Origin of the sequence: Gottfriedia sp. NPDC058432, from assembly GCF_042721555.1 — a bacterium.
In the GTDB taxonomy this organism is placed as follows: domain Bacteria; phylum Bacillota; class Bacilli; order Bacillales; family Bacillaceae_G; genus Gottfriedia.
The window spans coordinates 15,767-35,431 of record NZ_JBHXLC010000025.1 but is presented as its reverse complement, the minus strand read 5'-3'; the positions used below and the strand labels follow the sequence as shown (position 1 = coordinate 35,431).

19 protein-coding genes and 1 other annotated feature are annotated in these 19,665 nt (G+C 37.9%); all 19 genes read right to left on the bottom strand.

What is annotated here, in order from left to right; translation table 11 throughout:
• Positions 1-13: 13 nt before the first annotated feature.
• Entirely contained in the window at positions 14-304 is a 291-nt protein-coding gene (gene rplW / locus ACFWM3_RS19950; protein ID WP_056467416.1) for a 50S ribosomal protein L23, read from the bottom strand.
• Positions 304-927: a 50S ribosomal protein L4 gene (gene rplD, locus ACFWM3_RS19945; RefSeq protein WP_056467413.1), complete on the bottom strand. Its 624-nt coding sequence runs from the start codon at positions 925-927 to the stop codon at positions 304-306. The genes rplW and rplD overlap by 1 nt, the downstream gene beginning before the upstream one ends.
• Positions 928-954: 27 nt before the next feature.
• Complete coding sequence (rplC, locus tag ACFWM3_RS19940) at positions 955-1,584, bottom strand: 50S ribosomal protein L3 (RefSeq protein ID WP_056467410.1); 630 nt, start codon at positions 1,582-1,584, stop codon at positions 955-957.
• Between the two features lie 34 nt (positions 1,585-1,618).
• Entirely contained in the window at positions 1,619-1,927 is a 309-nt protein-coding gene (gene rpsJ / locus ACFWM3_RS19935; protein ID WP_056467407.1) for a 30S ribosomal protein S10, read from the bottom strand.
• A gap of 337 nt (positions 1,928-2,264) precedes the next feature.
• Positions 2,265-3,452: an elongation factor Tu gene (gene tuf / locus ACFWM3_RS19930; protein WP_097978201.1), complete on the bottom strand. Its 1,188-nt coding sequence runs from the start codon at positions 3,450-3,452 to the stop codon at positions 2,265-2,267.
• Positions 3,453-3,582: 130 nt separating this feature from the next.
• The gene (gene fusA / locus ACFWM3_RS19925; RefSeq protein WP_056467398.1) at positions 3,583-5,661 is read right to left on the bottom strand and encodes an elongation factor G; all 2,079 of its coding nucleotides are present in this window, start codon (positions 5,659-5,661) and stop codon (positions 3,583-3,585) included.
• Between the two features lie 235 nt (positions 5,662-5,896).
• The gene (rpsG, locus tag ACFWM3_RS19920) at positions 5,897-6,367 is read right to left on the bottom strand and encodes a 30S ribosomal protein S7 (protein ID WP_056467395.1); all 471 of its coding nucleotides are present in this window, start codon (positions 6,365-6,367) and stop codon (positions 5,897-5,899) included.
• Positions 6,368-6,399: 32 nt separating this feature from the next.
• Positions 6,400-6,822 (bottom strand): 30S ribosomal protein S12, encoded by a 423-nt coding sequence (rpsL, locus tag ACFWM3_RS19915; RefSeq protein WP_056467392.1) that lies wholly within the window; start codon positions 6,820-6,822, stop codon positions 6,400-6,402.
• A gap of 246 nt (positions 6,823-7,068) precedes the next feature.
• Positions 7,069-10,677, bottom strand: coding sequence for a DNA-directed RNA polymerase subunit beta' (gene rpoC / locus ACFWM3_RS19910; RefSeq protein ID WP_056467390.1), 3,609 nt, complete (start codon positions 10,675-10,677; stop codon positions 7,069-7,071).
• Between the two features lie 46 nt (positions 10,678-10,723).
• A complete protein-coding gene (gene rpoB, locus ACFWM3_RS19905; protein WP_056467386.1) occupies positions 10,724-14,254 on the bottom strand; it encodes a DNA-directed RNA polymerase subunit beta in 3,531 nt (1,176 codons plus the stop codon).
• Between the two features lie 245 nt (positions 14,255-14,499).
• Complete coding sequence (locus ACFWM3_RS19900; protein WP_390312680.1) at positions 14,500-15,099, bottom strand: class I SAM-dependent methyltransferase; 600 nt, start codon at positions 15,097-15,099, stop codon at positions 14,500-14,502.
• A gap of 108 nt (positions 15,100-15,207) precedes the next feature.
• Positions 15,208-15,567 carry a 50S ribosomal protein L7/L12 gene (gene rplL / locus ACFWM3_RS19895; protein ID WP_056467380.1) on the bottom strand — a complete coding sequence of 120 codons (360 nt, stop codon included), beginning with the start codon at positions 15,565-15,567 and terminating at the stop codon, positions 15,208-15,210.
• 56 nt (positions 15,568-15,623) lie between these two features.
• Positions 15,624-16,124, bottom strand: coding sequence for a 50S ribosomal protein L10 (gene rplJ / locus ACFWM3_RS19890; RefSeq protein WP_056467377.1), 501 nt, complete (start codon positions 16,122-16,124; stop codon positions 15,624-15,626).
• A gap of 43 nt (positions 16,125-16,167) precedes the next feature.
• Positions 16,168-16,303: a sequence feature (ribosomal protein L10 leader region), on the bottom strand.
• 54 nt (positions 16,304-16,357) lie between these two features.
• Positions 16,358-17,047, bottom strand: a complete 690-nt coding sequence (gene rplA / locus ACFWM3_RS19885) for a 50S ribosomal protein L1 (RefSeq protein ID WP_056467376.1) — start codon at positions 17,045-17,047, stop codon at positions 16,358-16,360.
• Positions 17,048-17,162: 115 nt separating this feature from the next.
• Entirely contained in the window at positions 17,163-17,588 is a 426-nt protein-coding gene (rplK, locus tag ACFWM3_RS19880) for a 50S ribosomal protein L11 (protein WP_056467373.1), read from the bottom strand.
• A gap of 169 nt (positions 17,589-17,757) precedes the next feature.
• Positions 17,758-18,291, bottom strand: coding sequence for a transcription termination/antitermination protein NusG (nusG, locus tag ACFWM3_RS19875; RefSeq protein WP_056467370.1), 534 nt, complete (start codon positions 18,289-18,291; stop codon positions 17,758-17,760).
• 113 nt (positions 18,292-18,404) lie between these two features.
• Positions 18,405-18,602, bottom strand: a complete 198-nt coding sequence (secE, locus tag ACFWM3_RS19870; RefSeq protein ID WP_235832964.1) for a preprotein translocase subunit SecE — start codon at positions 18,600-18,602, stop codon at positions 18,405-18,407.
• Positions 18,603-18,714: 112 nt separating this feature from the next.
• Positions 18,715-18,861, bottom strand: a complete 147-nt coding sequence (gene rpmG, locus ACFWM3_RS19865; RefSeq protein ID WP_082459366.1) for a 50S ribosomal protein L33 — start codon at positions 18,859-18,861, stop codon at positions 18,715-18,717.
• A 134-nt stretch (positions 18,862-18,995) separates the two neighbouring features.
• A complete protein-coding gene (gene sigH, locus ACFWM3_RS19860; protein ID WP_390312676.1) occupies positions 18,996-19,646 on the bottom strand; it encodes an RNA polymerase sporulation sigma factor SigH in 651 nt (216 codons plus the stop codon).
• Between the last annotated feature and the right edge of the window lie 19 nt (positions 19,647-19,665).

Sequence of the window (19,665 nt, the reverse complement as noted above, 5' to 3'; positions counted from 1 at the left end):
CTAGTAGTTAGTATTAAACGCCTTCGAATAATGTAATTTCTTGGCTATCAGCAGTTAATTTAACGATTGCTTTTCTACGACGGTTTGTGTAACCAGCATGTTTACCCATACGTTTAAACTTACCTTTGTAGTTCATTACGTTAACTTTTTCTACTTTAACACCGAAGATTGCTTCAACAGCATCTTTAACTTCAGTTTTATTAGCTCTTACATCTACTTCAAAAGTGTATTTTTTTTCAGCGATTGCTTCCATAGAAGCTTCAGTGATAACTGGGCGTTTGATAATATCACGAGGATCCTTCATTACGCAAGCACCTCCTCTACTTTTTCCACCGCAGCTTTAGTCATGATTAATGTATCATGATGTAAAACGTCGATTACGTTTACTTCATTTGCTGCAAGAACTGTGATTCCAGGGATATTGCGAGCAGATAAAGCTACGTTTTCATTTAGGTCAGCTGTTACGATTAAAACTTTCTTAGCAACTGATAAGCCAGTTAAAACAGTAACCATATCTTTTGTTTTTGGTGCGTTTAACGCTAAATCTTCAAGAACTAGCATGCTTTGTTCTAATACTTTAGTAGATAAAGCAGATTTAATCGCTAAGCGACGTACCTTTTTAGGTAATTTATAAGAGTATGATCTTGGAGCTGGACCGAATACGATACCACCACCACGCCATTGTGGAGAACGGATTGAACCTTGACGAGCACGGCCAGTCCCTTTTTGTCTCCATGGTTTACGACCACCACCACGTACTTCAGAACGTGTTTTAACTTTGTGAGTACCTTGACGTAAAGATGCACGTTGCATCATTACAGCATCAAATAGAGCGTGTTCGTTTGGAGCGATTCCGAATACAGCATCAGCTAATTCAATTTCTCCTACTTGAGCACCTGTTTGATTAAACATAGTAACTTTAGGCATTTTATTTCCTCCTTTCTTCTAAATTAATTATTTAGATTTAACCGCAGTACGGATTGTTACGTAAGATTTTTTAGAACCTGGTACATTACCTTTTACTAAAAGTAAGTTACGCTCAACGTCAACTTTAACGATTTGTAGGTTTTGTACAGTTACTTTTTCTCCACCCATTTGACCAGGTAAAGCTTTGTTTTTGAATACACGGTTCGGAGCAACAGGACCCATTGAACCTGGACGACGGTGGTAACGAGAACCGTGAGACATTGGTCCACGAGATTGTCCGTGGCGCTTAATGCTACCTTGGAATCCTTTACCTTTTGAAGTTCCAGTTACATCAACGATGTCACCATTTGCAAAAATATCTACTTTGACTTCTTGACCAACTTCATAAGCTGATACGTCAGCGTTGCGAAGTTCACGAACGAAGCGCTTAGGTGCAGTGTTTGCTTTAGCAGAGTGCCCTTTTTCTGGTTTGTTAGCTAATTTTTCGCGTTTGTCAGCGAAACCGATTTGGATAGCTTCGTAGCCATCAGTTTCAGTAGTTTTCTTTTGTAAAACCACGTTTGGAGTAGCTTCGATTACAGTTACTGGAATTAACTCGCCGTTTTCAGCAAATACTTGTGTCATACCGATCTTTTTCCCTAAGATTCCTTTAGTCATAAGTCACACCTCCTGAATTTATATATAATTTTTATTAAAGTTTGATTTCAATATCAACGCCAGATGGTAAATCTAGTCTCATTAATGAATCAACTGTTTGTGGAGTTGGATTCACGATATCGATTAAACGTTTGTGAGTGCGCATTTCGAATTGCTCACGAGAATCTTTGTATTTATGAACCGCACGAAGGATCGTGTAAACTGATTTCTCAGTTGGTAACGGAATCGGACCAGATACAGAAGCACCAGAACGTTTCGCTGTTTCAACGATTTTCTCTGCAGATTGATCTAAAATACGGTGATCATAAGCTTTTAAACGAATACGAATTTTTTCTTTTGCCATAATTTTCCCTCCTTTTTCGCCTATTTAAATAATAGACATACTCCGTGGAAATTTCCTTACACTCGCCATGGCAAAGCGGCCGGGTGTATCAGCAACCTTCCACTTCTACGCAGTCAAAGACCAACATCATCTATTATACATAAAAAATAATGCTATTGCAAGCATTTGTTATAAGTTTAGATAAATAATGTTCTCGTCGTCTTCAGTACTTAGTTATTATATTATCTTCGATTATTAAAATCAAGCAAGAATCGGTTATAATGCATATTTTAAATATTTCCAATTTACTTATAAAAAAAAGCTTAGAAGAATAGATCTTCTAAGCTTTTAAGTTTAATTATTCAACGATTGTAGCAACTACGCCTGCGCCTACAGTACGTCCACCCTCACGGATAGAGAACTTAGTTCCTTCTTCAACAGCGATTGCGTTGATTAACTCAACAGTCATTTCGATGTTGTCGCCAGGCATAACCATTTCAACGCCTTCTGGTAATTGGATGATTCCAGTTACGTCAGTTGTACGGAAATAGAATTGTGGACGGTAGTTAGCGAAGAATGGAGTGTGACGTCCACCTTCTTCTTTAGATAAAACGTAAACTTCAGCTTTGAACTTAGTGTGTTGTTTAACTGAACCTGGTTTAGCTAAAACTTGACCACGTTGGATATCGTCACGAGCAACCCCACGAAGAAGTGCACCGATGTTATCTCCAGCTTCTGCTTGATCAAGAAGTTTACGGAACATTTCAACACCTGTTACAGTAGTTGATTTTGGCTCTTCAACAAGACCAACGATCTCTACTACGTCACCAACTTTAACGATACCACGCTCAACACGTCCAGTAGCAACTGTTCCACGACCAGTGATTGAGAATACGTCCTCAACTGGCATTAAGAAAGGTTTGTCAGTTTCACGAGCTGGTGTTGGGATGTAAGTATCAACTTCAGCCATTAATTCATGAATTTTAGCTTCCCACTCAGCATCTCCTTCAAGAGCTTTAAGAGCAGAACCTTTGATTACTGGAATGTCATCGCCTGGGAAATCGTATTCTGATAATAGATCACGGATTTCCATTTCAACTAATTCAAGTAATTCTTCGTCGTCAACCATGTCACATTTGTTCATGAATACTACGATGTAAGGTACACCTACTTGACGAGATAAAAGAATGTGCTCACGAGTTTGAGGCATTGGACCATCAGCAGCAGATACTACTAAGATACCACCGTCCATTTGAGCAGCACCAGTGATCATGTTTTTAACATAGTCAGCGTGACCTGGGCAGTCAACGTGTGCATAGTGACGAGTTTCTGTTTCGTACTCAACGTGTGCAGTAGAGATTGTGATTCCACGTTCTCTTTCTTCTGGAGCTCCGTCGATTTGATCGTAAGCGCGAGCTTCAGCTCCACCTACTTTAGCTAATACAGTTGTAATAGCAGCAGTTAATGTAGTTTTACCATGGTCAACGTGTCCGATTGTACCAATGTTAACGTGTGGTTTTACACGTTCGAATTTAGCTTTACCCATTGTAAAAATCCTCCTTATAATTAAGAAAATTAATTTTTAGTTTTATTATTATGCTATAAAGGGTAACTTGTACCCCTTATAGCTAACATCTAACATAAATAGTTATACATGATGAGAACTAAATAATCAATTACTCACCTTTATATTTTTTGATAATTTCTTCAGAAATTGATTTTGGTACATCTTCGTAATGGTCAAATACCATTGAGAACGTTCCACGACCTTGAGTGTTAGAACGTAATGAAGTTGCATAACCAAACATTTCTGAAAGTGGTACCATAGCACGAACAACTTGAGCGTTACCGCGTGCTTCCATACCTTCAACGCGTCCACGACGAGATGTAATATCACCCATGATATCTCCTAAGTATTCCTCAGGGATAACAACTTCTACTTTCATTAATGGTTCAAGTAGAACTGGGTTACATTTCTTAACAGCATTTTTAAGAGCTAATGAAGCAGCTACTTTAAACGCCATCTCATTCGAGTCAACATCATGGTAAGATCCATCGAATAATTTCGCTTTAATGTCGATTAGTGGGAATCCAGCTAATACACCATTTTTAAGAGAATCTTCAAGACCTGCAGCTACTGCTGGGATGTATTCACGAGGAACAACACCACCAACGATTGCATTTTCAAATTCGAAGCCTTTTCCTTCTTCGTTTGGTGAGAATTCAATCCAAACGTGTCCGAATTGTCCACGTCCACCTGATTGACGAACGAATTTACCTTCTACTTGTGCAGAAGAACGGAAAGTTTCACGGTATGCTACTTGAGGAGCACCAACGTTAGCTTCTACTTTGAATTCACGACGCATACGGTCAACGATGATATCAAGGTGAAGTTCACCCATACCAGCGATGATTACTTGACCAGTTTCTTGGTCAGTATGTGCACGGAAAGTTGGATCTTCTTCAGTTAATTTAACTAACGCTTGACCCATTTTATCTTGGTCAGCTTTAGATTTTGGTTCGATCGCAATTGAGATAACTGGATCAGGGAACTCCATAGACTCAAGAATTACTAAATTCTTTTCATCACATAAAGTATCACCAGTTGTAGTATCTTTAAGACCTACAGCAGCAGCGATATCTCCAGCGTATACTTTCGAAATCTCTTGACGAGAGTTAGCATGCATTTGTAGGATACGTCCTACACGCTCACGCTTACCTTTTGTAGAGTTTTGAACGTATGAACCAGATTCTAACGTACCTGAGTATACTCGGAAGAACGTTAATTTACCAACATAAGGATCAGTCATGATTTTGAATGCTAATGCAGCGAAAGGCTCTTCATCACTTGATGGAACGATTTTCTCTTCATCAGTATCAGGTAATGTTCCTTTGATAGCTGGTACATCTAATGGAGATGGTAGGTAATCAATTACTGCATCAAGCATTAATTGAACACCTTTGTTTTTGAAAGCAGAACCACATACTACTGGGTAGAATTGTACTGAACATGTAGCTGTACGAATAGCAGCTTTTAATTCAGCAAGTGTGATTTCTTCACCTTCAAGATATTTCATCATTAATTCTTCATCTAGCTCAGCTACCGCTTCGATTAAACGACCACGGTACTCTTCAGCTAGTTCTTGATATTCTTCTGGAATTTCGATCGTTTCAATGTCAGTTCCTAAGTCATTATTGTACTTAATTGCTTTCATTTCAACTAGGTCAACGATTCCCCAGAAGTTATCTTCAGCACCCATCGCTAATTGGATTGGGTGTGCGTTAGCTTGTAAACGGTCATGTAACGTACCTACAGAGTATAAGAAATCCGCGCCGATTTTATCCATTTTGTTAACGAATACTACACGTGGAACTCCGTAAGTAGTTGCTTGGCGCCAAACTGTTTCAGTTTGAGGCTCAACACCTGATTGAGCATCAAGTACTGCTACTGCGCCATCAAGTACACGTAGTGAACGTTCAACTTCTACAGTGAAGTCTACGTGACCTGGAGTATCAATGATATTTACACGGTGGTTATTCCACTGAGCTGTTGTAGCAGCAGATGTGATAGTGATACCACGCTCTTGCTCTTGCTCCATCCAGTCCATTTGTGAAGCTCCTTCATGAGTTTCACCAATTTTGTGAATACGACCTGTGTAATAAAGGATACGCTCTGTTGTTGTTGTTTTACCAGCATCAATGTGAGCCATGATCCCGATATTACGAGTGTTATTTAAGGAGAACTCTCTAGTCATCAGGGTTCTTTCTCCCTTCCAGTATTAGTTAGGATTTTTTAGTACAAGAAAAAGTTATTCCTATACATACTTCATGTTATTAAGTTAAGCAAGCACTACAAGCAAGGAACTATTATGTCATCCTAAATTATGTAATCCGACGTTCACCTATTTAATCTAGCAAGCTAAATTAGAAATAGGTGAACGACTTAACCAACATTCATTATGTGCAGAAATAACTAAATTGCTTTTAATCTTACCAACGGTAGTGAGCAAACGCTTTGTTCGCTTCTGCCATTTTGTGTGTATCTTCACGTTTCTTAACTGCAGAACCTGAGTTGTTAGCTGCATCAAGAATTTCATTAGCTAAACGCTCTTCCATCGTTTTTTCTCCACGAAGACGAGCATAGTTAACTAACCAGCGAAGACCTAAAGTTGTACGGCGCTCAGGGCGAACCTCAACTGGTACTTGGTAGTTTGAACCACCAACACGACGAGCTCTAACTTCTAGAACTGGCATGATATTTTTAAGAGCTGCTTCGAATACTTCCATTGGTTCTTTACCAGAACGTTCTTGGATTAATTCAAATGCTCCGTATAAGATAGCTTGAGACTTTCCTCTTTTTCCGTCAATCATCATTTTGTTGATTAAACGAGAAACTAATTTTGAATTATAAAGTGGATCTGGCAATACATCTCTTTTTGCAACAGGACCTTTACGTGGCATGTTATTTCCTCCTTTCGGCTAGTTGTTATTTATTACTTCTTAGCTGCTTTTGGTCTCTTAGTTCCATATTTAGAACGACCTTGCATACGTTTGTCAACACCTGCAGTATCTAAAGCACCACGAACGATATGGTAACGTACCCCTGGTAAATCTTTTACACGTCCACCACGGATAAGAACAACACTGTGCTCTTGTAAGTTGTGTCCGATACCTGGGATATAAGCAGTTACCTCGATTTGGTTAGTTAAACGTACACGAGCATATTTACGTAATGCTGAGTTCGGTTTCTTCGGAGTCATTGTACCAACACGAGTACAAACACCACGTTTTTGTGGAGCTGATAAATCAGTTGATTTTTTCTTTAATGAGTTGAAACCTTTATTTAATGCTGGTGATTTTGATTTCCATACTTTAGAAGTACGTCCATTACGCACTAACTGGTTAATAGTAGGCATGAGTTTTCCTCCCTTCAAATATTTATAAGACCACACATCCAGGTGGTTCATAATAAGTTGAAAACAAAGTTTTTGCAAGAAGGAAGAAGTCCTCCTTCTCACAAAAACAGTTTTAACCTGTATATTCCTAAATTAGCCCCGGATCTAACCTGCTTAGATTAGCAGTGCTATTGTCTAGGAGCAACCTTGAATATAATATCATTTTTCATCAAATGATGTCAACTCAAGTTATAAAATATTTTAAGATTATTTTTCAACTAATACTTCTTCGTTCATTTCAACTGATTCAGTTAAATCCTTTACAAGATCTACTTTACGGTATCTGTTCATACCCGTACCAGCTGGAACCAACTTACCTATAATAACATTCTCTTTTAATCCTAGCAACTCATCACGTTTTCCTTTTATCGCAGCGTCTGTTAATACACGCGTTGTTTCTTGGAATGATGCAGCAGAAAGGAATGAGTCTGTTTCTAATGATGCTTTTGTAATACCTAGTAATAATGGGCGTGCAGTAGCTGGTTGTTTACCTGCAAATAAAGCTTCTTTATTCGCTTCAGTAAACTGGTGAAGTTCTAATAATGTACCAGGTAGTAAAGTAGTCTCACCTGCATCCATTACACGAACTTTCTTCAGCATTTGACGTACCATTACCTCTACGTGCTTATCACCAATTTCTACCCCTTGCATACGGTATACTTTTTGTACTTCGCGTAGTAAGTATTCTTGAACAGCATTTGTACCTTTTACTTTTAGAAGTTCTTTAGGATCAATTGAACCTTCTGTCATTACCTGACCGCGTTCAATAGATTCACCTTCTTGAACTTTTAGTCTAGCGCCATAAGGAACTGGGTAGTTTCTAGATTCTACTGAGCCTTGAACAATAATTTCTTGCTTATCTTTAGCGTCAGTAGAAATTGAAATAATACCATCAATTTCAGAAATAACCGCTTGACCTTTAGGATTACGTGCTTCAAATAGCTCTTGAATACGAGGTAAACCTTGAGTAATATCGTCTCCTGCTACCCCACCTGTATGGAATGTACGCATCGTTAACTGTGTACCTGGTTCACCAATTGATTGTGCAGCGATAATACCTACTGCTTCACCAACTTCAACCTCAGCACCTGTAGCTAAGTTACGACCATAACATTTTTTACATACTCCATGGTTAGTATTACATGTGAACGCAGAACGGATATTAACTTCTTCAATACCAGCATCGATAATTTCACGAGCTAAGTCTTCTGTAATTAAATCGTTCTCTTGACCAAGTAATACACCTGTTTCTGGGTGGCGTATAGTTGAACGTAAATGACGACCAACTAAACGATCGTATAATCCTTCAATAATTTCGTTACCTTCTTTAATTGCCTTAACATGTAATCCACGGTCAGTACCACAATCATCTTGGCGAACGATTACATCTTGTGCAACGTCAACTAGACGACGAGTTAAGTAACCTGAATCGGCTGTTTTTAGTGCTGTATCGGCAAGACCTTTACGTGCACCGTGTGTAGAGATGAAGTATTCAAGTACCGTTAGACCTTCACGGAATGAAGATTTGATTGGTAACTCGATAATACGACCAGCCGGGTTGGCCATCAGACCACGCATACCTGCAAGCTGAGTAAAGTTTGATGCGTTACCACGGGCACCAGAGTCACTCATCATAAAGATAGGGTTACGTTTATTTAGGGAAGCCATCAGTTTTCCTTGAATAACATCCTTCGCATCACTCCAAATTGCGATTACACGATCGTAACGCTCATCTTCTGTGATTAAACCGCGTCGGAATTGTTTTAGAACTTTATCTACTTTTTCTTGAGCTTCAGCAATAATTAATTGCTTTTCTGGTAATACGATGATATCAGATACACCAACTGTAATACCAGCTTTAGTAGAGTGTCTAAATCCAAGATCCTTCATGCGGTCTAGCATTTTTGACGTTTCAGTAATTTTGAAACGTTTAAATACTTCTGCAATGATATTTCCAAGTATTTTCTTTTTGAAAGGAGCAATTTCTTCTCTACTTTCAATGATTTCTTTAATATTTGAACCTTTAGCTACAAAATACATCTGAGGAGTTTCCTTCTCAAGGTTACTCTGAGTAGGTTCATTAATATATGGGAACGAAGTAGGTAAGATTTCATTGAAGATTAACTTACCAACTGTTGTGATTAATAATGAATTTCTTTGTTCTTCAGTAAATGTTTCGTTATTTAAAGAATTTGCTGCAACAGCAACACGAGAATGTAAATGTACATAACCATTTTGGTATGCAATTAACGCTTCATTAATATCTTTAAATACCATACCTTCACCGACAGCGCCTGCACGCTCAAGAGTTAAGTAATAGTTACCTAATACCATATCTTGAGATGGTGTAACTACTGGTTTACCATCTTTCGGGTTCAGGATGTTTTGTGCTGCAAGCATTAGGATACGTGCTTCTGCTTGTGCTTCACTTGATAACGGTACGTGAACAGCCATTTGGTCACCATCAAAATCGGCATTGTATGCAGTACATACAAGTGGATGTAGACGGATTGCACGACCTTCTACTAATGTAGGTTCGAACGCTTGGATACCAAGTCTGTGCAGAGTTGGGGCACGGTTTAGTAACACCGGATGCTCACGAATAACCGATTCTAATACATCCCAAATCTCAGGGTGTAAACGCTCAATTTTACGTTTCGCAGACTTAATGTTATGTGCTAATCCACGCTCTACTAATTCTTTCATCACGAATGGCTTAAATAATTCAATTGCCATTTCTTTTGGTAATCCACATTGATACATTTGTAAGTTTGGTCCTACAACGATAACCGAACGACCAGAGTAGTCAACACGTTTACCAAGTAAGTTTTGACGGAAACGTCCTTGCTTACCTTTAAGCATGTGAGAAAGTGATTTTAATGGACGGTTACCTGGTCCAGTAACTGGACGGCCACGACGACCATTGTCAATTAACGCATCAACTGCTTCTTGAAGCATACGTTTTTCGTTTTGTACGATGATGCTTGGTGCACCAAGGTCTAATAAACGTTTTAAACGGTTGTTACGGTTAATTACACGACGATATAAATCGTTTAGATCTGAAGTTGCAAAACGTCCACCATCTAATTGAACCATAGGTCGTAATTCAGGTGGGATTACTGGTAGCACATCTAAGATCATCCAAGAAGGCTCATTACCAGAGTTACGGAATGCTTCTAAAACTTCTAAACGTTTAATTGCTCTTGTACGACGTTGACCTTGAGCAGTTTTTAACTCTTCTTTTAATGAATCAACATCTTTTTCAAGATTAATATCGCTTAATAGTTTTTTAATTGCTTCAGCACCCATAGATGCTTGGAAAGTTTGACCGTAACGCTCACGATAAGCACGGAACTCTTTCTCAGAAAGCAATTGTTTCTTTTCTAAAGGAGTATCTCCAGCTTCTGTTACTACGTATGAAGCAAAGTAGATTACTTCTTCCAGAGCACGAGGGGACATGTCTAAAACAAGTCCCATTCGGCTTGGAATACCTTTGAAATACCAAATATGTGATACTGGTGCAGCTAATTCGATGTGACCCATACGCTCACGACGTACTTTTGCACGAGTTACTTCAACTCCACAACGATCACAAACTACACCTTTATAACGTACACGTTTATATTTTCCGCAGTGACATTCCCAATCTTTCGTAGGACCGAAAATGCGTTCACAGAAAAGACCATCTTTTTCAGGTTTTAATGTACGGTAGTTAATTGTTTCAGGTTTTTTAATTTCCCCGTATGACCACGAGCGAATTTTGTCAGGCGATGCAAGTCCGATCTTCATATACTCGAAATTATTTACATCTATCAAGGGGCCTACCTCCCTTTCTGTCCTAAGGTTTTACCCTATATAATACTTATTCTTTTACGTATTCCATATCCATCGCTAAATGTTCTGAAGCTTGATCATCATCATCTTCAGTATCACGCATTTCGATTTCTTGATCTGTAGCAGACATCATTTTAACATCCATACCTAGAGATTGTAATTCCTTAATCAATACTTTGAATGATTCTGGAACACCTGGTTCTGGTACATTTTCACCTTTAACGATTGCTTCATATGTTTTCACACGGCCAACAACGTCATCAGATTTAACTGTTAAGATCTCTTGTAATGTATAAGCAGCACCGTATGCTTCAAGTGCCCAAACCTCCATCTCACCAAAACGCTGTCCACCAAATTGAGCTTTACCACCAAGTGGTTGTTGCGTAACAAGTGAGTATGGTCCTGTTGAACGAGCATGTAACTTATCGTCAACCATGTGTGCAAGTTTGATCATATACATGACACCTACAGAAACGCGGTTATCGAAAGGCTCACCACTACGTCCATCATAAAGTACAGTTTTTGCATCACGTGCCATACCAGCTTCTTCAATTGTTCCCCAAACATCTTCCTCACGTGCTCCGTCAAATACTGGAGAAGCAACATGAATGCCAAGATATCTTGCAGCCATACCTAAGTGTAGCTCTAATACTTGACCGATGTTCATACGAGAAGGTACCCCTAAAGGATTTAACATGATATCAACTGGCGTTCCATCAGGTAAGAATGGCATATCTTCTTCTGGTAAAATACGAGAGATAACCCCTTTGTTACCATGTCGTCCAGCCATTTTATCCCCTTCAGAGATTTTACGTTTCTGAACGATATAAACACGAACAAGTTGGTTTACTCCTGGTGGTAATTCATCACCGTTTTCACGAGTGAATACTTTCACATCAAGAATAATCCCGCCACCACCGTGTGGAACACGTAAAGATGTATCACGAACTTCACGAGCTTTTTCACCGAAGATTGCATGTAGAAGACGTTCTTCAGCAGTTAATTCAGTTACACCTTTAGGCGTTACTTTACCAACTAATAAATCTCCATCTTTAACTTCTGCACCAATTCGGATAATTCCACGCTCATCAAGATTTTTAAGTGCATCTTCACCAACGTTTGGAATATCACGAGTGATTTCTTCAGGTCCTAATTTTGTATCACGAGCTTCTGATTCATATTCTTCAATATGAACTGAAGTGTAAACATCTTCTTTAACAAGACGACGACTCATAATGATCGCATCCTCGTAGTTGTAACCATCCCATGTCATGAATGCTACTAATACGTTACGTCCTAGTGCTAATTCACCTTTTTCCATTGAAGGTCCATCTGCAAGAATTTCGCCTCTTACTACTTCGTCACCAACACTTACGATTGGGCGTTGGTTATAACAAGTACCTTGGTTAGAACGCACGAATTTTAACATACGATATTTATCAAGGTCACCTTTAACTTTTTGTCCATCTACTTCTAAGTAGCGACGTACCCAAACCTCTTTTGCTTCAACACGTTCAACGATACCTGGGTGTTTACAAATTACTGCAGCACCAGAGTCTTTTGCTGAAACGTATTCCATACCCGTACCTACGATTGGAGATTCAGGGTTTAATAATGGCACTGCTTGACGTTGCATGTTCGCTCCCATTAGGGCACGGTTCGAGTCATCGTTCTCTAAGAAAGGAATACATGCTGTCGCAGCTGATACTACTTGTTTAGGAGATACATCCATGTAGTCAATACGCTCACGTTTAACAACAGTGTTGTCTCCACGGAAACGAGCAACTACATCTTCATCTAAGAAACTACCATCTTCACCTAAACGAGCATTCGCTTGGGCAACTACGTATAGATCCTCTTCATCAGCAGTTAAATAGTCAATTTTATCTGATAGACGACCTGTTTCAGGGTCTACACGACGATATGGAGTTTCAATGAAACCAAATTGATTTACTTTTGCATAAGAAGAAAGCGAGTTAATTAATCCGATGTTTGGTCCCTCAGGCGTTTCAATCGGACACATACGACCATAGTGAGAGTAATGAACGTCACGCACTTCAAATCCTGCGCGTTCACGTGTTAAACCACCTGGTCCTAGAGCTGATAGTCTTCTTTTATGAGTTAATTCAGCAAGAGGATTTGTTTGGTCCATGAATTGAGATAGCTGTGAACTACCAAAGAATTCTTTAATTGAAGCAATTACAGGGCGAATATTAATTAACGCCTGTGGAGTAACTGCGTTTGTATCTTGAATTGACATACGTTCACGTACTACACGTTCCATACGAGATAAACCGATACGGAATTGGTTTTGAAGTAATTCACCAACTGAACGTAAACGACGATTTCCTAAATGGTCAATATCGTCAGTGTCACCTACGTTATGTAGCAGGTTAAAGAAGTAAGATATTGAAGCGATGATGTCCGCAGGTGAAATGTTTTTCACACTTTTGCTCACATTCGCATTTCCAATAACTTGAATAACTTGTTCACCATCTTCTACAGGTGCGTAAATTTTAATAGATTGTAGAGTAATCTCATCTTCTAATACGCCAGCAGCAGGGTGAGCAACTTTTTCACCGATATTCTTTTCTAAGAATGGAATAATACGGTCTAACGTACGGCGATCAAGAGTTGTCCCTTTTTCTACAATAATTTCACCAGTTTCTGGATCCACTAATGTTTCTGCAATACGTTGGTTAAATAGTCTATTTTTAATGTGTAATTTTTTATTTATTTTGTAGCGTCCAACGCTAGCTAAGTCATAACGCTTCGGATCAAAGAAGCGAGTAATTAATAGGTTTTTAGCGTTTTCTACTGTAGGTGGTTCACCTGGACGTAATCTTTCATAGATTTCAAGAAGCGCCTTTTCAGTGCTATCTGTGTTATCTTTTTCAAGAGTATTACGTAGGTATTCATTTTCGCCTAATAAGTCTAGAATCTCTTGGTCTGTACCAAACCCAAGCGAACGTAGTAGTACCGTTACCGGTAATTTTCTTGTACGGTCAATACGTACATAAACTACATCCTTCGCGTCCGTTTCGTACTCTAACCAAGCACCGCGGTTCGGAATAACTGTAGCCGTATAACCTTTTTTACCATTTTTGTCAATCTTTCCACTATAGTACACACTTGGAGAACGTACTAATTGTGAAACGATTACACGTTCAGCACCATTAATAATGAATGTGCCTGTGTCCGTCATCAGTGGGAAATCCCCCATGAAAACGTCTTGCTCCTTAACTTCGCCAGTTTCCTTATTTAATAGGCGAACTTTCACTCGAAGTGGAGCAGCGTAGTTTACGTCACGCTCTTTCGATTCTTCTACAACATACTTCGGCTCACCTAAACTGTAATCAATGAATTCTAATGATAGATTACCTGTGAAATCCTCAATTGGTGAAATGTCTTGGAACATCTCTCTCAAACCTTCATCTAAGAACCATTGGTAAGATGCTGTTTGTATTTCAATTAAGTTAGGTAACTCTAAAACTTCACTGATACGAGCATAACTTCTGCGTTGGCGGTGTCGTCCATATTGAACTAGTTGACCTGTCAACATATTCACCCCTTAAATAAGAGTATTTAAAACAAAAAAATAGTAACAAATAAGCAGAAAATATCCCTTACTTGTTAAACAAAAAATAAAATGGTTTCAAAATGAAAACCATTTATTAAACTCAACGACAGTCATTTTACTATCATTTCCAAAGAATATAGAAATATACCCACTTTCAAAAAAATCATTTTTGAAAATAAATATATATTGGCATTTAATAATACTATCACAAGCAAAAATTACAGTCAATCTTTTTTACTTTTTATGATATAATATCCTTTATCTTTTTTTACTACCTCAACCTCGTTGAAAGTTTCTTTTAATAAATCAAGAGCAGATGGTGCACCTTGCTTCTTTTTTATAACTACCCAAAGCTCTCCACCAGGGAGTAATTTACCATGAGCACCTTTTAAAATTTCATGAACAACACTTTTTCCAGCACGAATTGGCGGATTTGTTAAAATAGCCGCATATACACCAGTTACATTTTCATAGATGCTACTTTCATAGATTTTCGCATTTTCTATTTTATTTACATTTGCATTTTCTTTCGCTAATTCAATTGCCCTTAAATTTACATCAACCATTTCCACCATTCGACTAGGATCATCTTTCGCGATTGATAATCCTATTGGACCGTACCCACAACCAACATCTAAAATATCCCCATCAACTTCTGGAAATGTGAACGCGTTAATTAAAACACGGGACCCAAAGTCAACTTCATTCCTAGAAAAAACACCCGAATCAGATTGGAACTTCAAATCATTACCTCTTAAAGAAAATGAAAATACCTTTTTATCAGTTTTACTATTCGGTTGATTTGTAAAATAATGATCTGCCATAAAAAAATCCTTCTTCCATATATACTTATCAACAGTCTTCCCAAAAGTAATCCCATATGTACAAAAAAAGCTCGCATAAATGCGAGCTTTTCTAAAAACTTTTAGAAATTACTTAACTTCTACGTTAGCGCCAACTTCTTCAAGTTTAGCTTTCATTTCTTCAGCTTCTTCTTTGCTGATTCCTTCTTTAATTGCTTTAGGAGTGTTGTCAACTAATTCTTTAGCTTCTTTTAATCCTAAACCAGTTAATTCACGAACAACTTTGATTACTTTGATTTTTTGGTCGCCAGGGCTAGCTAATACTAAATCAAATTCAGTTTGCTCAGCAGCAGCTTCAGCACCTGGAGCCATCATAGCCATAGGAGCAGCAGCAGTTACGCCAAACTCTTCTTCGATTGCTTTTACTAAGTCATTTAATTCTAATACAGTCATGTTTTTAACTGCTTCAATGATTTGTTCTTTAGTCATTGTTAATTTCCTCCTTGTTTATACCTTTAAATTATATATTTTAAGCGATCTTGGCATTAAGCGCCTTGTTCTTCTTTTTGTTCTGCAACTGCTTTAGTTGCAAGAGCGAAGTTGCGGATTGGTGCTTGTAGCACGCTAAGCAACATAGAAAGTAAACCTTCGCGAGATGGAAGTTCAGCAAGAGCTTTTACTTCTTCAACAGTAGCAACATTTCCTTCGATTACACCAGCTTTAATTTCTAAAGCTTCATGTTTTTTAGCGAAGTCGTTGATTACTTTAGCAGGAGCAATTACATCCTCCGTACTAAACGCGATTGCGTTTGGACCAGTTAATGATTCATTTAAACCAGCTAAGCCAGCCTCTTCAGCAGCACGACGAGTTAAAGTGTTTTTGTAAACTTTGAACTCAACGCCAGCTTCACGTAATTGCTTACGTAATTCAGTTACTTCAGCAACATTTAAACCACGGTAGTCAACAACAACTGTTGATTTACTATCACGTAATTTAGCAGCTACTTCAGATACAACTTGTTTTTTAGCTTCTAATACTGCGCTCATTTATTACACCTCCTGTGGATTTTAGTGTGTATACCGCAAAAGTGTAACCATAGCAAAACCTCCACGAACTTTTTAAAAAAAGACATGGAGGTTGTATATGCACGAATTTATCAGTTATACACCTCGGTAGGATATTAAGCGTAAGCACCTACTGTCTACGGTAGTCTATTTAATTAGCAAGACAATCTCCATTATAGAGAGTTCTTGTCGAATTGTCAACTTTGTTTTTTATCTTAGAAACTAGCTGGATCTACTTTGATACCAGGGCCCATAGTTGAAGTGATTGCTACGTTCTTCATGTATGTTCCTTTAGCAGCAGCAGGTTTAACTTTTACCATAGTTTCAAAGATTGTAGTAAAGTTTTCTACTAACTTTTCGTTTTCGAAAGATACTTTACCGATTGGCACGTGAATGTTACCAGCTTTATCAACACGGTATTCAACTTTACCAGCTTTGATTTCGTTAACAGCTTTTGTTACGTCAAATGTAACTGTACCTGTTTTCGGGTTTGGCATTAAACCTTTAGGTCCTAATACACGTCCTAATTTACCAACTTCAGCCATCATGTCTGGAGTTGCTACTACTACATCAAAATCGAACCAACCTTGTTGGATTTTGTTAATCATGTCAGCATCGCCTACGAAATCAGCACCAGCAGCTTCAGCTTCTTTAGCTTTTTCACCTTTAGCGAATACTAATACACGTTGTACTTTACCAGTACCGTGTGGAAGAACTACTGCACCACGAATTTGTTGGTCAGCTTTCTTTGGATCTACTCCTAAACGGAATGCTACTTCAACTGTTGCATCAAAGTTAACAGTTGTAGTCTTTTTAACAAGTTCAACAGCTTCGTTTACTGCGTAAACAGCTGTACGATCTACTAATTTAATAGCTTCTTGGTATTTTTTACCTTTGTTAGCCATGTTTTATTCCTCCTAATGTGGTTTTAACGGATTTTCCTCCCACGAATAAAGGTTGCGATAAAACACATCAAATGATGTTCGCAACCTCCTCAATCACACCTTATTGAAGATGGGATTAGTCTTCAATAACGATACCCATACTACGTGCAGTACCTTCTACCATACGCATAGCAGCTTCAACAGAAGCAGCATTTAAGTCAGGCATTTTTTGTTCAGCAATCTCACGCACTTTATCGCGTTTAACTGTTGCTACTTTTTTACGATTTGGTTCACCTGAACCAGACTCGATACCAGCCGCTACTTTAAGAAGCACAGCAGCAGGAGGAGTTTTCGTAATAAATGTAAACGAACGATCTTCGAATACAGTGATTTCAACAGGAATAATTAGACCAGCTTGGTCAGCTGTACGAGCGTTGAACTCTTTACAGAATCCCATGATGTTAACACCTGCTTGTCCTAGTGCAGGACCAACTGGTGGTGCTGGGTTTGCTTTCCCTGCAGGAATTTGCAATTTTACCATTTTAATTACTTTTTTAGCCACGAGACACACCTCCTTAAGTCCGTGATGTGGTAACGGGTTTTTACACCCTCCCACTCATATCGTTTTGCATTTGCATGCATATTCTTATACAGAAGTTAATATCATCTTTTCGATGCATATTGACCTTTAAAAGTCTAACATTTTCAAATTAAAAATGCAAGGTCTTGTATTATAATTTTTCAACAAGATGTAAATCCAGTTCTACCGGCGTTTCTTTATTAAAGAATTCTACTAACACAGTCACTTTTTTCTTTTCGAAGTCAATTTCTTTAATTGATCCAGTATAATTCGCAAATGGACCTTCTTTTAATCGAACAACTTCATTTACATCTAAATCAATATCAATTGTTTGTTCATCTAGACCCATATGTTTTAGAATATGTGTAATTTCTTCTTCTAAAAGTGGGGTTGGTTTTGAACCTGATCCAGCTGAGCCAACGAAACCAGTTACTCCCGGTGTATTTCGAACTACATACCAAGAATCGTCAGTCATTACTAGTTCAACTAGCACATAACCAGGAAACACTTTACGTTTCGTTACTTTCTCTTTACCGTTCTTCATTTCTACTTCTGATTCTTCTGGAACTATTACACGGAAAATTTTATCCTGCATTCCCATTGTTTCTACACGTTTTTCTAAATTTGCTTTTACTTTATTCTCATATCCTGAGTAAGTATGAACTACATACCATCTTTTTTCCATGTTAGAGGACTACTGTCCTTCCCTCCCCGGTCAACTTTCTTTGCAAATTAAAAAACCCGTCACCGGGCTTTTTTTTAAACATTATCACTCATTATAGCACAATTAGTTTTAACTTATTCAAGAATAAGTCGAATTAGTTTAGAAAGTCCTGTATCAATTACAGCGAAGAATACTACAAAGAATAAAACTGTAGCTAATACTGTAACTGTTGAATTAACTAATTCTTTACGTTTAGGCCATGAAACTTTTTTCATTTCACTTTTTACTTCGCGAAAAAACTTACCGATACGACCCACAGATGCAACCCCCATATATACTAGTTTAGAGATTTACGAAACGTCCGTCTTGTCCAAAAAATAGTGCATAATCTTTAGTTTATATAATGAATAAGGACATTCGCAATTATCATTTATCTTACTTCATTTATTTTGTTTCTTTATGTGTTGTATGCTCATTGCATGTTTTACAAAACTTTTTCATCTCCAAACGTTCTACAGAAGAGGAATTCTTCATCGTGGAGTAATTTCTATTATTGCAATTAGCGCACGACAGAACAACTTTTTTTCTCATGGTGACACCAACCTATATCATCTATAATTATCCATTTAGAATGTACCATGCGAATTATAAACTGTCAAACTCATTTGTTTACCCTTGTACTTCTATACATTATCACGAACTACAAGGGAGTTTCTTTGATCTGATTAAACTGACAGTTCTCTTATTTCCATATATCTTTCAAGCTTTCTTTTCACTCTTTGTAAAGCATTATCAATCGATTTCACATGTCTATTTAACTCTTCTGATATTTCTTGGTATGATCGACCATCTAAATAGAGTGATAATACTTTTCTTTCTAAATCGCTTAATAATTCAGACATTTTTAGCTCTATGTCCACATTTTCTTCTTGATTGATAACAAGTTCCTCTGGATCCATGTTTTTTGTTTCTGTTAAAACATCCAGTAATGTACGATCAGATTCCTCATCATAAATAGGCTTGTCCAATGAAACATAAGAATTTAATGGGATGTGCTTTTGTCTAGTTGCTGTTTTAATTGCTGTAATAATTTGTCTTGTAATGCATAATTCTGCAAACGCCTTGAAAGACGAAAGTTTGTCTTCTTTGTAATCACGAATTGCTTTGTATAATCCAATCATACCTTCTTGAATGATGTCTTCACGGTCAGCTCCTATTAGGAAATAAGACCTAGATTTTGCTTTAACGAAATTTCGGTACTTTTGAATTAAAAATGTTAGTGCCTCTTGATCACCATCTCGAACATATTCGAGAATTACCTCATCTTCTAAAGGGCCATACTCTATCATTAGCTTCAATTCCTGTTCAACGTTCAAAATTAGCACCTCCGACCAA